14 protein-coding genes and 1 pseudogene are annotated in these 18752 nt (G+C 42.0%); 1 reads left to right on the top strand and 14 read right to left on the bottom strand.

Going from position 1 to position 18752, the window contains the following annotated elements; all coding sequences use genetic code 11:
* Nucleotides 1–176 precede the first annotated feature (176 nt).
* From sucD to sdhC, 10 genes and pseudogenes are all read right to left on the bottom strand, one after another.
* Nucleotides 177–1067 carry a succinate--CoA ligase subunit alpha gene (gene sucD / locus F986_RS12380; protein WP_004695566.1) on the bottom strand — a complete coding sequence of 297 codons (891 nt, stop codon included), beginning with the start codon at nucleotides 1065–1067 and terminating at the stop codon, nucleotides 177–179.
* A gap of 11 nt (nucleotides 1068–1078) precedes the next feature.
* On the bottom strand, nucleotides 1079–2245 hold the full coding sequence (sucC, locus tag F986_RS12375) for an ADP-forming succinate--CoA ligase subunit beta (protein WP_004695564.1): 1167 nt from the start codon (nucleotides 2243–2245) through the stop codon (nucleotides 1079–1081).
* 172 nt (nucleotides 2246–2417) lie between these two features.
* The gene (lpdA, locus tag F986_RS12370; protein WP_004695563.1) at nucleotides 2418–3854 is read right to left on the bottom strand and encodes a dihydrolipoyl dehydrogenase; all 1437 of its coding nucleotides are present in this window, start codon (nucleotides 3852–3854) and stop codon (nucleotides 2418–2420) included.
* 59 nt (nucleotides 3855–3913) lie between these two features.
* Nucleotides 3914–5128, bottom strand: a complete 1215-nt coding sequence (odhB, locus tag F986_RS12365; protein ID WP_004695562.1) for a 2-oxoglutarate dehydrogenase complex dihydrolipoyllysine-residue succinyltransferase — start codon at nucleotides 5126–5128, stop codon at nucleotides 3914–3916.
* A 16-nt stretch (nucleotides 5129–5144) separates the two neighbouring features.
* Entirely contained in the window at nucleotides 5145–7967 is a 2823-nt protein-coding gene (locus tag F986_RS12360) for a 2-oxoglutarate dehydrogenase E1 component (RefSeq protein WP_004695560.1), read from the bottom strand.
* 135 nt (nucleotides 7968–8102) lie between these two features.
* Nucleotides 8103–8206, bottom strand: a pseudogene (locus F986_RS18610) (hypothetical protein); the annotation flags it as partial.
* A gap of 565 nt (nucleotides 8207–8771) precedes the next feature.
* Nucleotides 8772–9482, bottom strand: coding sequence for a succinate dehydrogenase iron-sulfur subunit (locus F986_RS12355; protein WP_004695557.1), 711 nt, complete (start codon nucleotides 9480–9482; stop codon nucleotides 8772–8774).
* A 14-nt stretch (nucleotides 9483–9496) separates the two neighbouring features.
* Nucleotides 9497–11395, bottom strand: coding sequence for an FAD-binding protein (locus tag F986_RS12350; RefSeq protein ID WP_004695556.1), 1899 nt, complete (start codon nucleotides 11393–11395; stop codon nucleotides 9497–9499).
* A gap of 12 nt (nucleotides 11396–11407) precedes the next feature.
* Nucleotides 11408–11773, bottom strand: a complete 366-nt coding sequence (gene sdhD / locus F986_RS12345; RefSeq protein WP_004695554.1) for a succinate dehydrogenase, hydrophobic membrane anchor protein — start codon at nucleotides 11771–11773, stop codon at nucleotides 11408–11410.
* Nucleotides 11773–12171 (bottom strand): succinate dehydrogenase, cytochrome b556 subunit, encoded by a 399-nt coding sequence (gene sdhC / locus F986_RS12340; RefSeq protein ID WP_005400408.1) that lies wholly within the window; start codon nucleotides 12169–12171, stop codon nucleotides 11773–11775. The genes sdhD and sdhC overlap by 1 nt, the downstream gene beginning before the upstream one ends.
* A gap of 1028 nt (nucleotides 12172–13199) precedes the next feature.
* Between sdhC and gltA the strand changes: the two genes are divergently transcribed.
* On the top strand, nucleotides 13200–14474 hold the full coding sequence (gltA, locus tag F986_RS12335; protein ID WP_004695551.1) for a citrate synthase: 1275 nt from the start codon (nucleotides 13200–13202) through the stop codon (nucleotides 14472–14474).
* Nucleotides 14475–14620: 146 nt separating this feature from the next.
* On the opposite strand, the gene F986_RS12330 is transcribed toward gltA, so the two are convergent.
* The 4 genes from F986_RS12330 to F986_RS12315 all read right to left on the bottom strand — a co-directional run bounded on the left by F986_RS12330 (nucleotide 14621) and on the right by F986_RS12315 (nucleotide 18739).
* Entirely contained in the window at nucleotides 14621–16213 is a 1593-nt protein-coding gene (locus F986_RS12330) for a flavin-containing monooxygenase (RefSeq protein ID WP_004695550.1), read from the bottom strand.
* An 18-nt stretch (nucleotides 16214–16231) separates the two neighbouring features.
* Nucleotides 16232–17077, bottom strand: a complete 846-nt coding sequence (locus tag F986_RS12325; protein WP_004695547.1) for an SDR family NAD(P)-dependent oxidoreductase — start codon at nucleotides 17075–17077, stop codon at nucleotides 16232–16234.
* A gap of 15 nt (nucleotides 17078–17092) precedes the next feature.
* Nucleotides 17093–18049 carry a metal-dependent hydrolase gene (locus F986_RS12320; protein ID WP_004695546.1) on the bottom strand — a complete coding sequence of 319 codons (957 nt, stop codon included), beginning with the start codon at nucleotides 18047–18049 and terminating at the stop codon, nucleotides 17093–17095.
* 183 nt (nucleotides 18050–18232) lie between these two features.
* Nucleotides 18233–18739: a hypothetical protein gene (locus F986_RS12315; protein WP_004695543.1), complete on the bottom strand. Its 507-nt coding sequence runs from the start codon at nucleotides 18737–18739 to the stop codon at nucleotides 18233–18235.
* Nucleotides 18740–18752: the final 13 nt, after the last annotated feature.

Here is an 18752-nt window from a genome sequence, read left to right as displayed (position 1 = left end):
TTTTATCTTTTGCTCAGTATGGCTTTTTCAATGCGGCTGAATATAATTTTCAACTGGGATTAAGTTACTCTAAACCCTCATATTATTTTTTGTCTTAGAGCAAACCAAAATACTCCCCACAAAAAAGCCGCATGTGCAATTAAGACCTACGGCTTTTTCCTTTAAAATATAAAAGCTTAAACTAAACCTTTGTCCTTTAAAAGTTGGAACATCGTTGAACCGAGTTCTGCTGGGCTACGCGTGTACGCCATCCCCGCCTTTTCAAATGCTGCAAACTTTTCTTCCGCAGTACCTTTACCACCAGAAATAATCGCTCCCGCATGCCCCATACGCTTGCCTTTCGGTGCTGTTACACCTGCAATATAACCCACAACTGGTTTAGTCACATGCGATTGAATATATTCAGCCGCCTCTTCTTCAGCCGTACCACCAATCTCACCAATCATGATAATCGCTTCAGTTTGCGGATCTTCTTGGAACAGTTTCAAACAATCAATTTGGTTCATCCCTGGAATTGGATCACCACCAATACCAATACACGTTGATTGTCCTAAGCCCAGTTTCGTCGTTTGAGCAACCGCCTCATAAGTCAACGTGCCTGAACGCGAGATAATACCAATTTTACCTGGTTGGTGAATATGACCCGGCATAATCCCGATCTTACATTCACCAGGAGTAATAATACCCGGACAGTTTGGGCCAATTAGACGGGTACCATTGCCGTTAGTTTCTAGATAACGCTTAGCTTTGAGCATATCTAAAGTTGGCACGCCTTCGGTGATGACCACAATCAGTCCAACACCTGAATCTACGGCTTCAATAATTGAATCTAATACAAACGGAGCTGGCACATAAATCACCGTCGCATCTGCGCCTATACCTGCAACTGCATCTTTCATCGTGTTAAATACAGGTAAATCTAAATGGGTTGTGCCACCTTTTCCAGGAGTTACCCCACCCACGACTTTAGTTCCATAATCTAGTGCTTGTGCTGAGTGGAATGTGCCGTTTTTACCAGTAAAACCTTGTACCAATACTTTGGTGTCTTTATTAATTAATACGCTCATATTGATACTCCTTACGCTTTTACTGCAGCAACAATTTTTTCTGCGGCATCCGACAAGCCATTTGCAGAAATAAGTTTTAAACCTGATTCATCAAGCAATTTGGCACCCAATTCAGCATTGTTCCCTTCTAAACGAACAACCACAGGTACGGTCACATTTACTTCTTGAACCGCTGCAATAATTGCTTCAGCAATCATGTCACAACGTACAATTCCACCGAAGATATTAATCAATACCCCTTGTACAGAGGTATCTGCCAGAATAATTTTAAACGCTTCAATCACACGGTCTTTGGTTGCACCACCGCCCACATCAAGGAAGTTTGCAGGTTGGCCACCATAGAGTTTAATAATATCCATGGTTGCCATCGCAAGGCCTGCACCATTAACCATACAGCCAATGTTGCCTTCAAGCGCGACGTAGTTGAGGTCAAATTCAGACGCTTTTAACTCACGTTCATTTTCCTGTGACTTATCGCGCAGCGCAGCAATTTCTGGTAAACGGTACAGCGCATTTGAGTCAATCCCCACTTTAGCATCGACACATAGGATGTCACCATTTTCACGCACAGATAGTGGGTTAATCTCAAATAAAGCAAAGTCATTCTCGATGAATGCTTGATACGCAGCAGACATCACTTTCACAAATTGATTCACTTGACCATCTTTAAGGTTCAACTTAAATGCAACTTCGCGTGCTTGAAATGGCAATAAGCCAACCAAAGGATCGACTTCAACTTTGATAATTTTTTCAGGGGTTTCTTCAGCAACCTTTTCAATTTCAACGCCACCTTCGGTCGAAGCCATAAAGGTCACACGACGGCTTGAGCGGTCAACCACTGCACCTAAATACAGTTCACGCTCTACAGGATAAACATCTTCCGCGACAAGTATGCTATTTACAGGTTGGCCATGACTATCGGTTTGATAGGTAACAAGGTTGGTCCCGATGATACTTTTTGCATATTCAGCAGCTTCCGTTGCTGACTTTACAACTTTTACGCCACCCGCCTTACCACGACCACCCGCATGCACTTGGGCTTTCATTACAGCAAATTTTCCGCCTATTTGTTCAAAGGCTTTTACTGCTTCTTCTGGAGTGGTAGCAAGTACGCCCTCTTGGACAGGCATACCATATTTTTTTAATAGCGCTTTAGCTTGATATTCATGTAAATTCATCGACTAACCTTTTTATTACTGCTTATTTACTTTTTGTTGCACCAAAACTGTTTACTATCACAGTAACCATTTTGGATTTTAAAAACTTCTTGTCTTTATTTTTAGATGATTCTTCATGAGAAGACAACACCTGAAACAAAAAAGAGCGACCGTAGTCGCTCTTTTCGTTGTCTTATTTGCGTTTACGCTGAATTGCGTGAATTGCACGACCATCTACAGACAATGCTGCTTCATGCACAACTTCTGAATAAGTTGGGTGACCAAAAGTCATCAACTGTAGATCTTCAACAGAAGATACGAACTCAAGTGCAATCATACCTTGGTGAACGATATCAGAAGCGCCTGGGCCAATAATGTGCATACCCAATAGACGATCAGTTTTTGCATCTGCAACAAACTTCACGAAACCAGCAGATTCATTTGCAGCCAAAGCACGGCCATTCACAGCAAACGGGAATTGACCTGTTTTAACTTCGTGACCTTTTTCTTTGGCTTGCTCTTCAGTCAAGCCAACCCATGCAGCTTCAGGGTGAGTATAAATCACTGAAATAATCGTGTCATAGTTGATTTGAGCTGCATGACCATGCATACGCTCAACAGCCATAACACCTTCTTCCATTGCTTTATGCGCAAGCATTGGGCCACGGACTAAGTCACCAATTGCATATACGCCATCAACAGAAGTCGCACACCAATCGTTCACTTCAACCAAACCACGTTCAGTCAATTTAATGCCTGAATCTTCAGCCAATAGACCTTCTGCATAAGCCTTACGACCTACACAAACGATCAACTTATCGAAAGTCTCAGTTTTGTCTTCACCAGCTTGGTTATACTGAACAGTCACTTCGCGACCATTAATTTCAGTACCAGAAACTTTAGCACCGATGCGAATATCTAGACCTTGTTTAGTCAAAAGCTTTTGATAATCTTTCGCCAAAGCTTTGTCAGCCATTGGTAAGAATGTATCTAATGCTTCAAATACAACAACTTCTGAACCTAGACGACGCCATACTGAACCAAGTTCAAGACCGATGACACCTGCACCAATCACACCAAGACGTTTTGGTATTTCTTGAAATTCTAATGCACCCGTTGAATCTACAATTAGGTCTTCATCAACTTTAGCTACTGGAATGTTTACAGGTACTGAACCTGTAGCAAGAATCACAAATTTTGGCTCTAAAACTTGAACATCACCACCATCTAATGGTGTGAATTCAACTTTTTTACCAGCAAGTAATTTACCAGTACCTTGTAACCATTCGATACCATTACCTTTCAGTAATTGAGCAACACCACTGGTCAAGTTATCTACAACTTTGTCTTTACGTGCTAAAAGTTTAGCTAAGTCAAGTTGTACATTTTCAACTGAGATACCGTGAACATCTAAGCCATGAAGTGTGTCTTCATAGTGATGAGAAGAATCAAGTAATGCTTTTGATGGGATACAACCGACGTTTAAGCAAGTACCACCTAAAGATGGCTTGCCTTTGTGAATACGTTTTTCGATACAAGCAACTTTAAAACCTAATTGCGCTGCACGAATCGCTGCTTCATAGCCACCTGGGCCACCGCCAATTACAACAAGATCAAATTGTTGAGACATTTTTATCTCCAAAAATGGGCTTAGAGGATCGCTCTAAGCCCATGTTTTATTCTTTAGAATTAAAGGTCAAGGATCAATTTAGCTGGTTCTTCTAACAATTCTTTGATTGTTACCAAGAAACCAACTGCTTCTTTACCATCGATTAGACGGTGGTCATAAGAAAGCGCTAAATACATCATCGGTAAGATTTCTACTTGACCGTTTACAGCCATTGGACGCTCTTGGATTTTATGCATACCCAAAATCGCAGTTTGTGGTGTATTCAAGATCGGAGTCGATAACAATGAACCGAAAGTACCACCGTTAGTAATGGTGAATGTACCGCCAGTCATGTCTTCGATGCCCAATTTGCCATCACGTGCTTTGTAAGCAAAGTCACGGATACCATTTTCAACTTCAGCATAGTTCATGCGATCTGTATCACGAAGTACAGGTACAACTAGACCACGCTCAGAAGATACTGCTACACCGATGTCATAGTAACCGTGGTAAACAATGTCATCACCGTCAATTGAAGCATTAACTGCTGGGTAGCGTTTAAGCGCTTCAGTTGCCGCTTTAACAAAGAAAGACATAAAGCCAAGACGCGCACCGTGACGCTTCTCAAATGCGTCTTTGTATTGAGCACGCATTTCCATGATTGGCTTCATGTTCACTTCGTTAAACGTTGTCAACATTGCAGTTTCTTGCGTTGCAGCAAGTAGACGCTCAGCAACACGCTTACGAAGACGTGTCATAGGAACACGCTTTTCAACACGCTCACCCACAGCAACACTTAATGGTGCTGCAGCTGGAGCTGCTGGTTTAGTTTGGTGATTTGCTACATCTTCTTTTGTGATGCGACCACCACGACCTGTACCCGCAACATCAGCAGCTGGAATACCAGACTCAGTCAATGCCTTACGTACAGCAGGCGCTTGATCAGCAACTTGAGCACGTTCAACGACTGGTGCAGCACCCGCTTCAGTTTGAACAACCGCTTGTTCTACTTTCGCTTCAGACTGAACTGCTTCAGTTTGCGCAGCGCCAGATACAGCACCTTCTTCAAACTGTGCAATCACTTCATTTGAAAGAACAGTGTCACCTTCACCTTTAATGATCGATGCAATTGTACCGTCAGCAGGAGCAACAACTTCTAAAACAACTTTATCTGTTTCAATATCACAGATCACTTCATCACGTGATACTGCTTCACCTGGTTGTTTGTGCCAAGTTGCGATTGTTCCATCCGCAACTGACTCAGGGAATACCGGTGCTTTAATTTCGGTTGCCATTACTAAGAATCTCCTGTTATTCAGCTACGATCGCTAAAGCGTCATTTACGAGCTGAGCTTGTTGTTTTGCATGCAAATATGGTGAACCACAAGCCGGTGCAGCAGAAGCTTCACGACCTGCATAACTGATACGTACTGGTTTAGCCGACTTCATTACATCATCATATAGACGAGGAGCAATAAATAACCAAGCACCTTGGTTCTTCGGCTCTTCTTGCGTCCAAACGATGTCTTTCACATTTGGATATTGAGCAAGAACTTCAGCAATACGTTGTTCAGGGTATGGATACAATTGTTCAATACGAACGATTGCAGTGTTATTCAACTCTTGCTCACGACGTTTCTCAAGCAAGTCGTAGTAAACCTTACCACCACAAAGCACTAAACGGGTTACGTCTGCTTTGTTGATGTTATCGATTTCATCAATCACAGTTTGGAATGTACCGTTTGCAAGTTCACTTAAAGTAGACGTTGCAAGCTTGTGACGAAGTAAAGACTTCGGCGACATGATGATCATTGGCTTACGAATTGGGCGAATCGCTTGACGACGTAAAGCATGGAAAATCTGTGCAGGCGTAGTTGGTGTCATCACTTGCATGTTGTCTTCAGCACATAGCTGTAAGAAACGCTCTAAACGTGCAGATGAGTGCTCTGGACCTTGACCTTCAAAACCGTGAGGAAGAAGTAAGGTTAAACCACACACACGCTCCCACTTGGTTTCACCTGATGCGATGAACTGATCGATCACCACCTGTGCACAGTTTGCGAAGTCACCAAATTGTGCTTCCCAAATCACCAAGCTCTTAGGCAGAGTCGTTGCATAACCATACTCAAAACCTAACACCGCCATTTCAGACAATAATGAGTCATAAATAGCAGTACGTGGTTGATTTTCTTTGATATGGCAAAGCGGAATATAGGTTGAACCATCCACTTGGTTATGCAGTTTTGCATGACGGTGTGAGAAGGTACCACGACCAACGTCTTCACCTGTCAAACGAACCAAATAGCCATCATCTAAAATAGATGCATAAGCCAAAGTTTCCGCAGCACCCCAGTTCAATGGCATTTCGCCAGTTTGCATTTTTAAGCGATCATCAATCACTTTTGCAACTTGACGCTGCATCACGAAGCCTTCAGGAAGCTCGCGCATTTTTCGACCAAGCTCTTTTAAGCGATCTTCAGAACATGTTGTATCCCATACGTCTGTATAGTCATGTCCTAAGTACGGTGCCCAATCTACAAACATTTTTGTATTTGGTTCAAGTACCAATGCATTTGCAACGTGCTTACCTGCTTCTAAATCAGCACGGTAGTCTTCAACCATTTGATCTGCTTTAGCACGGTCTAATACGCTTTCTTGAACCAATTGGTCTGCATACAACGCACGCGTTGTCGTTTTCTTACTGATGACTTGATACATCATTGGCTGAGTTGCAGCTGGCTCGTCCGCTTCGTTGTGACCACGACGACGGTAACAGAACATGTCAATGACAACGTCTTTACGGAAAGTATGACGGAAGTCATGTGCCAATTGCGCAACAAACAATACTGATTCAGGATCATCACCGTTCACATGGAAAATCGGTGCTTGGATCATTTTCGCGATGTCCGTACAGTATTCTGTAGAACGCGCATCACGTGGATCAGATGTTGTGAAACCAACTTGGTTATTCACCACAATGTGAACCGTACCACCCACTGTATAGCCACGTGTTTGTGACATTTGGAAGGTTTCTTGGTTAACACCTTGACCTGCAAATGCAGCATCACCGTGAACAATGACTGGCAATACGTCATCACCACCAATGTCTTTACGACGCACTTGACGTGCACGTACTGAACCTTCAACCACAGGGCCGACGATTTCTAAGTGAGACGGGTTAAACGCCAATGCCAAGTGAACTTCGCCACCTTGAGTCATTACGTTTGAAGAGAAACCTTGGTGGTACTTAACGTCACCAGAACCTTTTTTATGTAAGCTCTTACCTTCGAACTCACCAAATAGGTCTGCTGGGTTTTTACCCATGATGTTTACAAGAAGGTTCAAACGACCACGGTGTGGCATACCAATGACCACTTCTTTACAACCTACAGAACCTGCACGCTGAATTAAAGCATCAACCATTGGAATGAAAGATTCACCACCTTCCACGCCGAAACGTTTTGCACCAACGTATTTATTACCTAGGAATTTTTCTAGGCCTTCAGCCGCAGTTAAACGCTCTAATACGTGTTTTTTCTGTTCTGCAGTGAAGTTGAATTGACCACGTGCACCTTCAAGGCGTTGTTGAATCCAACGTTTTTCTTTGGTATCAACAATGTGCATGTATTCTGCACCAATTGAAGCACAGTACGTTGCTTCCATGGCTTGAACCATTTCACCTAGAGTTGCTTCGTCTTTACCAATCAAAAGATTACCTGTATTGAATACAGTGTCAAAATCAGATTGGGTTAAGCCATGTGCAGCAAGGTCAAGATCTGGCACGATTTCACGTTTTGCCAAACCTAAAGGATCAAGCTTCGCTTTTTGGTGACCGCGGTTACGGTACGCTGCAATCAGTTGTAGTACGCCAATTTGACGACGTTCATGTTCTGTACTAACAGAACTTTGTACCACTGCTTGAACACGACTTGAATTACGACCTAGTAATAAGAATTGCTCACGTACATTGCTGTGTGGTTGATCACCTTTCGGGTATTTATCGAAGTATGCACGCCAGTCAGCTTCTACTGAGTCTGGTGCAGCCAAGTACTGCTCATAAAGTTCTTCAATATACGCTGCACTATCAGCGGAAAGTTCAGTGTCAAGACGCAATGCGTCAGCAACTTCTTGCATTTGTGGACCCATTTCCTATTGCAAAAACATTTCAGGATGCTTTTTAAGCGAACCCATGATTAGTAATGTCAAATTGGTAACATGACATTAGTCCCCATAAGGCGGATGCCATGAGGCGTTATCACTACATTAGAATTACCCAATGTGACAATGAATCATAACGCCCTCAGCGGCATCATCACTCATTCATACTCGGCCAAAACCGAGCAATTTTTTGCAAATCGACTTAGAAAAAATAAGGCATTGCATTATTTTTTCTAAAGCGACTAACTCTTCATTTATACTCGCTCTAATGCAGCTTAAATGTTGAATTAATGTACATATTTAGCGCGCATTTTTTAAATATAAATATGCAAAAATTTTAACATACTCCCCATATTTCAATTGATTTTTTTGACACATACCTTTCATAAATTGGCGAAATACACATATCAAAATTTCATCTAATATATGGTGCTTTAAATAAAACCGAGTTTCAACGTAGACCAAAGTCTACTCCAAAAAACACATACGAAAAGAGAGCATCATCTTTCAATATGCCCTCCCCATCAACAACATCCATATTAACATCTTCATAACTTTTTTTGCAGACTCATACTTGCACTTATTTATGACATTTGTTTTAAATCACCGCGCTTTTCACCAATCTGGTGCAATTTCCACAAAAGCCACCTATCACAAACAAAAATAGTGCCAACCTCACGCTTTCACTCAACTTTATTTTTTACAGCAAAAATCTCGCTATAAAATAAAAAAGCACACCCCAACGGTGTGCTTTTTCTAACTGATAAATCAGCCTACAGATTAACCCGCAGCATCTAAAAGCATGTTACGGATGTGACCGATTGCTTTAGTTGGGTTCAAACCTTTAGGACACACTGATACACAGTTCATGATGCCTTTACAACGGAATAGCGAGAATGGGTCGTCTAGACGAGCCAAACGCTCTTGAGTTGCTGTATCACGAGAGTCGATGATAAAACGGTATGCATTCAACAACGCTGAAGGACCCAAGAACTTGTCTGGGTTCCACCAGAATGATGGGCATGAAGTTGAACAACATGCACAAAGAATACATTCATATAAACCATCTAAGTGTTCACGCTCTTCAGGAGACTGTAAACGCTCTTTTGGTGGCGCAGGTTGGTTGTTGATCAAGAATGGATGAATTTTGTTGTACTGATCGTAGAACTGATTCATATCCACAACTAAATCTTTAACCACAGGCAAACCAGGTAAAGGACGAACTGTAATCACTTCTGGTAAGTCGTTTAGGTTCCAAAGACACGCTAAACCATTTTTACCATTGATGTTTACACCATCCGAACCACAAATACCTTCACGGCATGAGCGACGGAATGTTAATGATTCATCCTGTACTTTCAATACAAGAAGCGCATCAAGCAACATACGATGCTTATCAGTCAATTCTAACTTGAAAGTTTGCATGTACGGCGCTGCATCCTTATCAGGATCGTAGCGGTAGATATTAAATGTACGAGTACCTCTACTCATCTTACTTCTCCCAATTAGAATGTACGTGGTTTAGGTGGAATTGCAGCAACTGACAATGGCTTGTAACGCACTGGCTTGTACTCAAGACGGTTATCGCTAGAGAACCATAATGTGTGCTTCATCCACTCATCATCACGACGACCATATGGGTAAGCTGGGTGATCTGGCGACTCTTCAAAGTCTACAACCGTATGCGCACCACGGCACTCTTTACGAGCTGCTGCTGAAATCAATGTCGCTTTAGCCACTTCATACAAGTTTTCAACTTCTAAAGCTTCTACACGCGCAGTGTTAAATACTTTAGATTTGTCTTTCAAGTGAATGTTACGTACACGTGGTTCAATCGCAAGAATCTGCTTCACACCTTCTTCAAGAAGTGCCGTTGTACGGAATACACCAGCATGGTCTTGAACGATGTCACGGATTGCATCTGCAACCTCTTGAGCATTTTCACCTGTAGATGAGTCATCCAATTTACGGATACGTGCAACAGTTTGCTCAAGTACAGTCGTAGGAAGCGGTTGGTATTCATCACCGTGATGTTTAGTCACGTAGTCAATGATGTGCTCACCCGCAGCTTTACCAAATACAACCAAGTCAAGTAATGAGTTCGTACCTAAACGGTTTGCACCATGTACAGACACGCAAGAACATTCACCAATTGCATAGAAGCCTTTAACAGGTTTCGTAAAGTTACGGTCGCCCGCATTAGTCGAATAGATATCGCTATCTTTGTCGTAATGTGCTGCAAATGCTTCAGTTTCAGAACCTTCAGGCACAACCACTTGACCGTGGATATTCGTTGGAATACCACCCATTTGGTAGTGAATTGTTGGTACAACTGGAATTGGCTCTTTGGTGATGTCAACGTTCGCGAATTTCTTACCAATCTCAAATACAGATGGAAGACGCTTCATGATCGTTTCAGCACCCAAGTGCGTCATATCAAGCAAGATGTAGTCTTTCTTCGGACCACAACCACGACCTTCTTTAATTTCTTGGTCCATAGAACGTGATACGAAGTCACGTGGCGCCAAGTCTTTTAAAGTAGGTGCATAGCGTTCCATGAACGGCTCACCTGCATCGTTACGAAGGATTGCACCTTCACCACGACAACCTTCAGTTAACAATACACCTGCGCCAGCAACACCCGTTGGGTGGAACTGCCAGAATTCCATATCTTGCAATGGAATACCTGCACGCGCAGCCATACCAAGGCCGTCACCAGTGTTGATATAAGCATTGGTTGATGCACGGTAAACACGACCCGCACCGCCTGTAGCAAACAATGTCGCTTTGGCTTGGAATACTGCAATTTTACCCGTTTCTTGATCAATTGCTGTTACACCAAGAACATCACCCGCTTCGTTACGAATCAGGTCAAGCGCGATCCACTCAACAAAGAATTGTGTACCCATTTTCACGTTGCTTTGATAAAGCGTGTGAAGAAGTGCGTGACCTGTACGGTCAGCAGCAGCACATGCACGAGGAACCGCTTTTTCACCGTAGTTTGCAGAGTGACCACCGAATGGACGTTGGTAAATCGTACCGTCTGCGTTACGGTCAAATGGCATACCTAAGTGTTCTAACTCATAAACCACTTGTGGCGCTTCACGCGTCATAAATTCGATCGCGTCTTGGTCACCTAACCAGTCAGAACCTTTAACAGTGTCGTAGAAGTGGTAGTGCCAGTTATCTTCTTGCATGTTACCAAGAGATGCACCAATACCACCCTGCGCTGCAACTGTGTGCGAACGAGTTGGGAATACTTTAGTTAAAACAGCAACTTTCAAACCAGCTTGAGCAAGTTGGTAAGACGCGCGCATACCTGAACCACCACCACCAACGATGACAGCATCGAAAGTTTCGTGTGGAATATTTGTGTAATCTTCTTTAGGGGTTATAGCGCCCATGATCTATTCCTATCAATTCGCCCAAAAAATCTGGATTGCCCAGATCGCATATGCAAATACAGCAATAATTACTGCTGAAGTCAGTACAAGGCGTAAACCTGAAGCTGAAGGACCCATTTGACGAGTAGTCACATAATCCGTGAATACCTGCCACATACCAATCCAAGCATGTGCAACAAGAGATAAGACGGCCAATAAAGATAAAATCTTCATTGGAGCTGTCATCATAAAGCCGTACCACTGTTCATAGCTAAAACCGCCATTGCATAGGATCCAACCTAAAACAACAACTGTATAAACCGCTAATACGACAGCACTTACACGTTGGATAAACCAATCGCGAGAACCTGAACCCGTTAAACCAGTAGCACTTTTCATTAGATAACAATCCATACAAATGCCGCAACGATACCGATTGCAGACAAGATCAATGAAATAGTAGCTGCGATACGACCACTTTGCAGTTCTTCAGCAATACCGATATCTGCAAGTAAGTGCTTAACTCCCGCAATAAAGTGGAAAATTAAGCCGGCTACAAATACCCATACGACAAAACGCACAATGAAGCTATTAAAAATAGCCTGAACTTGAGCAAATCCTTCAGGCGAAGACAATGACTTGTCTAAGATCCATAGAAGTACCGGTACGAGTAAAAATACGATGACACCTGATAGACGGTGTAAGATTGATGCAATAGCCACAGGGGATTTTAAGTTTACTTCTAAAACTTGACCCATGGACAAATTGACAGGTCTGTTGCTTTTCACAGCGGGCATCCTGTAAGTAAAAACTCCATCCGGAGTTTGTTGGAATTAATTCGAAGGAAAGCTGGCATTGTTCAGCAGCTACTTTAAAACTCTAAATTAAATAGCGTTTGAACTTAAAACGACACTGAATTATAAGACGTGAACTATCAAAATACAAACAATGCCCTTGGCCTTTTTGCATAAAAATTCTTTAAATAAGAATCATTAACACATAGATAAATACCTTACGCTACAACACTTTAGCTTCAAATCTCAGCTATATGGTTGGTTTTTATAAAATAAACACCAAATTCAAGCGCTAAAATTTATACAAAAACAGGAAAATTCGACTTTAGACTAAAGATGCACAAAAAAGTCTTGTTTTTAAAACTGACTAATTTCACTGCTTTATTTTAATCATTTTTTATTTATATATAAAATGTTCATTATTTTATTTTAATATAGTGGCATAAATATGCATGATGTTGGTGCAATAGATTAATCCCCCTACAAGATTGAAATATCTCGTAATAAATTTTAATTAAAACAATTTTTTCACATCCGTATAAATAAAAAAAGTGACTTATATATCGTTTTCGAAATACCAAATAAGCTATTTTTTATACAATTAAATCATTTTTTTTGAGTCACTTATTGTTTTTAACAATGACTACGAAAGCAGCATTTTCTTTTTAAAATGATGCGTAAGTTACGAGAATCATAATAAATGTAAATATATGACGACTTGAATTCTGTTTCTTTTCAAGCGCTTTTTTCAATATAAAACTGCTTACAATTGCGCCAGCAACATTTTTTATTTATGCACTTGCTCCTTGAATTAACTTATTATAGTGTGTCGGTGCTGTGATTTTATGCAAATTTTAATGGATTAAATCTTAACTATAACTTCGGAAGTCATCATTTTATCCATAAGTATAATTGACAAAATTTCAGCACTCTCTACTCTTAGAGCAAATTTTTAATCCGTCTGATTCGTGCATTAAAAGATGAGTATTTCGAGTCAGATAAATCATTCACCAGGACAGGAGATCTATTGAATGTCTGAAGCAACTGGCAAAAAAGCCGTTTTACAGCTTGATGGCAAAGAAATTGAATTACCAATTTACAGCGGCACATTGGGCCCAGATGTAATCGACGTTAAGGATGTATTGGCCGCAGGTCACTTCACTTTTGATCCTGGTTTTATGGCTACTGCTGCATGCGAGTCTAAAATCACTTTCATCGACGGTAACAAAGGTGTGCTTTTACACCGTGGCTACCCAATCGACCAGTTAGCAACTAAAGCTGACTACTTAGAAACTTGCTACTTACTTCTCAATGGCGAGCTTCCAACAGCTGAACAAAAAGAAGTATTTGATGCTAAAGTTCGTAACCACACTATGGTTCACGATCAAGTTAGCCGCTTCTTCAATGGTTTCCGTCGCGATGCTCACCCTATGGCGATCATGGTTGGTGTAGTTGGTGCGCTTTCTGCGTTCTATCACAACAACTTAGACATCGAAAATGTTGATCACCGTGAAATTACAGCGATCCGCTTAATTGCTAAAGTACCTACTTTGGCTGCGTGGAGCTACAAGTACACTGTAGGTCAACCATTCGTTTACCCACGTAACGACTTAAGCTACGCTGAAAACTTCTTGTACATGATGTTTGCTACTCCAGCAGACCGTGATTACAAAGTAGATCCGATCCTTGCTAAAGCAATGGACCGTATCTTCACGCTTCACGCTGACCATGAACAAAATGCTTCTACGTCTACAGTACGTTTAGCTGGTTCTACTGGCGCGAACCCATATGCATGTATCGCTGCGGGTATCTCTGCACTTTGGGGCCCTGCTCACGGCGGCGCGAATGAAGCTGTTCTTAAGATGCTTGATGAAATCGGCACTGTAGAGAACGTTGCTGACTTCATGGAAAAAGTGAAAACCAAAGAAGTTAAACTCATGGGCTTCGGTCACCGTGTGTACAAAAACTTCGATCCACGTGCGAAAGTAATGAAAGAAACTTGCGACGAAGTTCTTGGTGCGCTTGGCATCAACGATCCACAGCTTGCTCTTGCTATGGAACTTGAACGTATCGCGCTTTCTGATGAATACTTCATCAAACGTAACTTATACCCGAACGTAGACTTCTACTCAGGTATCATCCTTAAAGCGATTGGTATCCCGACAGAAATGTTTACAGTGATCTTCGCGCTTGCACGTACTGTTGGTTGGATCAGCCACTGGTTAGAAATGCACAGCGGTCCGTACAAGATCGGTCGTCCTCGTCAGCTTTACACTGGCGAAGTTCAACGCGACATCAACCGTTAATTCGGTCTGCGTTGATAGACAAAAAACCACCCGCATGGGTGGTTTTTTTATATGTTGCACTCTAAACCAACCATTCATGAATGATGCTCTTAAAGTATTAATAGGCCTGAACAAACTCAGACTTTTTAATACTTAATGTGGCTACTTTAAGCTTCAACAACATCGTAGTGTTTTAGCTCAAGCGCAGATAAACGTTGCTTTAACTCGGCCAAGGACCACGGCCAAGCTGCGAAGTTACGCCCATTTCGATCTAAATAATAGCTTGAACAGCCACCTCGGTTAAATACGGTGGTTTTCAAATGCGTTTGCACCTTGGCATTGTGATACCGTAGAACATCTCGCTTCACCATCATACGTTTAAAGCCTTGCTGCTTCATTTTTAGTAGACCATCTACAATGTACTGAATCTGAGCTTCAGCAATCCCAATAAAAGAGTCATAGACCAAGATATTTGGCCCCAATACCAAAAACGCATTCGGCACATTTTCCAAACTTGTACCTAAGTACGCTTCTGGCGAACTATCCTTCCAAAGGTCGGCCAATCGCTCACCTTGAGCATTCCATACGCGTTGGCCAATTGGAGGATGTGCCACTTCAAAACCAGTTCCCCAAACAATGACATCAACCTCAAATCGTTCCCCATTTGCCGCAATGATACTCTGCCCATCAATCTCGACCAAACCTTGGGGCAACAACGTGACATTGTCTTGTTGCAGTGCAGGATAATAGTTATTGGCAAACAAAAGCCGCTTACAGCCGATCGAAAAATTAGGTGTTACGGCTTTACGTAAGGAGTCATCCTGTATTTGTAATTTTAATAATTGACGGCTTAAAATATTGACTGGTTCAAGCAGTGACGGGTGACGAAGCCCAAAGTTGATCCCATTTAAAATACTGGAAATACTGTTCCTCCAGCCTTGCTGAATCATCGGGAATTTGGCCACCAGCGACTTTACTGTAGCATTGAGCTGCATATCCGCTTTGGGCAAAACCCACGGCGCAGTCCGCTGAAATACGATCAACTCTTTCACTAACGGCTGAATTTGTGGAATAAACTGAATGGCAGATGCGCCTGTTCCAATCACTGCAACCCGCTTTCCCGTTAAGTCATAATCATGTTTCCAACGGGCTGAATGGAACATTTCTCCTTTAAACCCCTCTATCCCTTTAATTTTAGGTAAGGACGGTTCTGTAATCGGCCCTGTGCTAAAGATCACGGTTCGTGCTTGATATGCCCCTTGAGAAGTTTCGAGTTGCCAAATATTCGCCTCATCATTCCACTTGGCACCGAGCAACTCATGCTGAAAGCGGATTTTGTCTTGCAGCTCAAACTGCTCAACCACCTGTTCCAAGTAACTTAAAATTTCAGGTTGTTTCGCAAATAAATGGCTCCATTGATGACTAGGTGCAAAGGAAAATGAATACAATGCCGAAGGTACATCACAGCCACAGCCGGGGTAATTATTATCACGCCACGTACCACCAACTCTCTCTGCCTTTTCTAAAACCAGATAGTCCTGATAGCCGACTTGTTTCATTTTATAAGCCGCAGCAATGCCCGAAATCCCAGCCCCTACAACAATGGTATCGTAAGTATGTACAGCTTTAGCACGAAGCACAGCCTTTTTACGGGTCTGCTTAGGTTGAGCTTCCGTACTTTTTGACGTGGTAGTTTGATCTCGCATTTGATCAGACGGCGCTTGCACATCTGCTTGCTCGATCTCTAATTGCGTTTCCATATTCATTTTTCTCTATTCTTATTTTGTGATTTGATTAAACAGTGGATAACCCAAACCTAAAAGCTTGACGTATAAGCTTGGTGATGCGCGCTTCATCCACCAGAACAATTTGGCATCAAGTTGTGGAATGGTATAAAGCTTACCTGCGTCTAAGCGATTTAATGTTTTTTTAACCACAGCATCACTGGTGGTAAACGCATGGTTCATCAGCAGTTTGTCAGCCAGTCCAGAATAGCGACTTGGCAAGCGTCCATTCTTCATAATATTGGTCGGTACCAAGGTCGGACACAGCACATTGACTGCAATGTTATAGGCATGAAGCTCTGAAGCTAAGGTTTCTGATAGAGCCAAAACACTAGACTTGGTCACGTTGTACGCTGTCATTTCAGGAGCGGCGGTATAGCCCGCTGCCGATGCTACATTGATAATGGCACCAAAACCTTGCTGTTTAAATTGGGGTACAAAGTAATGGCAACCATGAATTACCCCCCACAGGTTGACATGCATACACCACTGCCAATCCTCCAGCGATACCTCATCAAACTTACCACCTAGACCAACTCCCGCATTATTGATAAGCAAGGTAACAGGATGTCCCAAAAGCTGTTCCGCTTGCTCCGCCAAAGCGTGTACAGATTCTTTTAATCCAACATCACAATGCACCGCATAGGCTGACGAAGATGTCATCGACTGAATCAAATCTACCGTCTCCTGTGCCGAGCTTAAATCAATATCTGCACAGATGACATCACCACCGCGCTTTGCCAGTTCCAGTGCAAAGCTACGGCCAATTCCACTGCCTGCACCCGTTACAACTGCGTAGGCCTTTTGACTTGGTTTATTTTTTTTACTCAACAGCCCCATGTCATAACCTCCTTTTTATGATTTAAGTACTGGAGTAAATTCTTTGGTGAAATAGGGGGTTAATACTCCTGTTTCAGGATGTAGTAAACGCTCTTTGTAATAATCTAAAAATGCAGAGGTGTCATAATCATTCGGTTGAAAGCTTGGACGCAAATAGTCAAAAATATGCTTCCAACTACTGCCATAAACACCTCGTTTTAATCCAAACAAGAGACTGAAACTCCGCGGTACATCCTTCCAGTAACTAAGGCTCACCAAATTAGACGGTTTGCGATAAAACGGGACAAAAACCGATGCCACGGAAATCAGCAGTAAAATGGTGATAAGAGCTGGGAAAAAACCCGCAATACGTAAGGCATAATTATTGGAAAGTGATTGAAACACATCATATGCAATATCTTTATGCTCAGATTCCTCTAGCATGTGCCACATCCAAATCGCCCGTTGCTTTTCATCTTGAGAATCAAAGAAAATCTCTTCATGGTTCATCATGTATTCAGACAGCACTGCAGTAAAATGTTCAATGCCTGCCATTAAAGACAATTTCATCGGCTGCGGTAAGCGGTTAAAACCGTAATCAAAAACGATTTCAGCTAAATAGCGAAAAATGCCAACGGGTAAATCAATCTGTTTAAAGGTATCGTTCAATTCTTCATGTAGCTTTGAATGCAATGCCTCCTGTCCAATTAAAGAAGTCACACGTTGTTTTAATACAGGGTCTGTGAGGAAATCACGGTGATAACGGGCGGTATCAATCACCAAGTCTTCACCATAGGTCAGAAAGATCGAGAGTGATGCAAAGTAAGCACTGGCTAGCTCCGCATTTAAGTAAAATTTGGGATCAATTTTCTCAGCCTCAAAGTCAAATTTCATATGCCGAATCGGAATAATCGCAGACTGTTTTTCAGCATCGAATACGGGTCCTGCAAAAATTTGGCTGGCTTTGCCTTTTAATGGAAGAGCGATACGCATAGGACATTCCTTCTTATTTTTAGCTCATTTTTCAGGCTCAATCTCACGATTTTTACCTGTGCTTTTCATTCAAAATAAGAGTCGGCTTCCCCTATGCCACTGGCATTTTTCTTCAAATGATTTGCAATTTATGACTTTAAAATCTATTGTCTAACAATCACTCCACAGATTTATCTATCGGGGTCAGAACGAGGCTTTGTGTGCCACAAAGGGAATACACTGTTCATAGGCTGAGCACTCTTCGCCATAGTGTTTTTTGAGAAAATAGTCTTGCACCATTTGCGCCTGCTGTTCAATGCCATAGCTTAAAAACTGCTTGCCTTGTTTTAATGCATAACGATATTGACGGTTAAAAAATGCCTTACGGACTACAGCGAGTCCCTGCTGAATTTGCCAAACATGCGTTAATTCATGAATCAACCAAGCTTGTTGATGAATGGATTGATCGGCAAAATTTTCGCACCAGTCTTTGATATTAAAATAGACATGTCCATTCGGGCTAATCGCATAATGAGGCAGCACTGCCCGATGCGCGATAATTCGAACCGAATCCATGTTCAGACTGTTCCCAAAAATACTGCTGGCGAGCTTTTTCTCCGCTTCAGTCAAGGGCCGATTTTTAAGTTCAAACTTTTGCTGTATTTTTTGTAAAAGCGCTTGAAACCACACAATCACACTCCATAAAGACATTAGAATAATTTGT

It is taken from the genome of Acinetobacter johnsonii CIP 64.6 (genome assembly GCF_000368045.1).
Classification (GTDB): domain Bacteria; phylum Pseudomonadota; class Gammaproteobacteria; order Pseudomonadales; family Moraxellaceae; genus Acinetobacter; species Acinetobacter johnsonii.
Note: the sequence above shows the minus strand (reverse complement) of the source record. Positions and strands in the feature narration are given on the sequence as shown.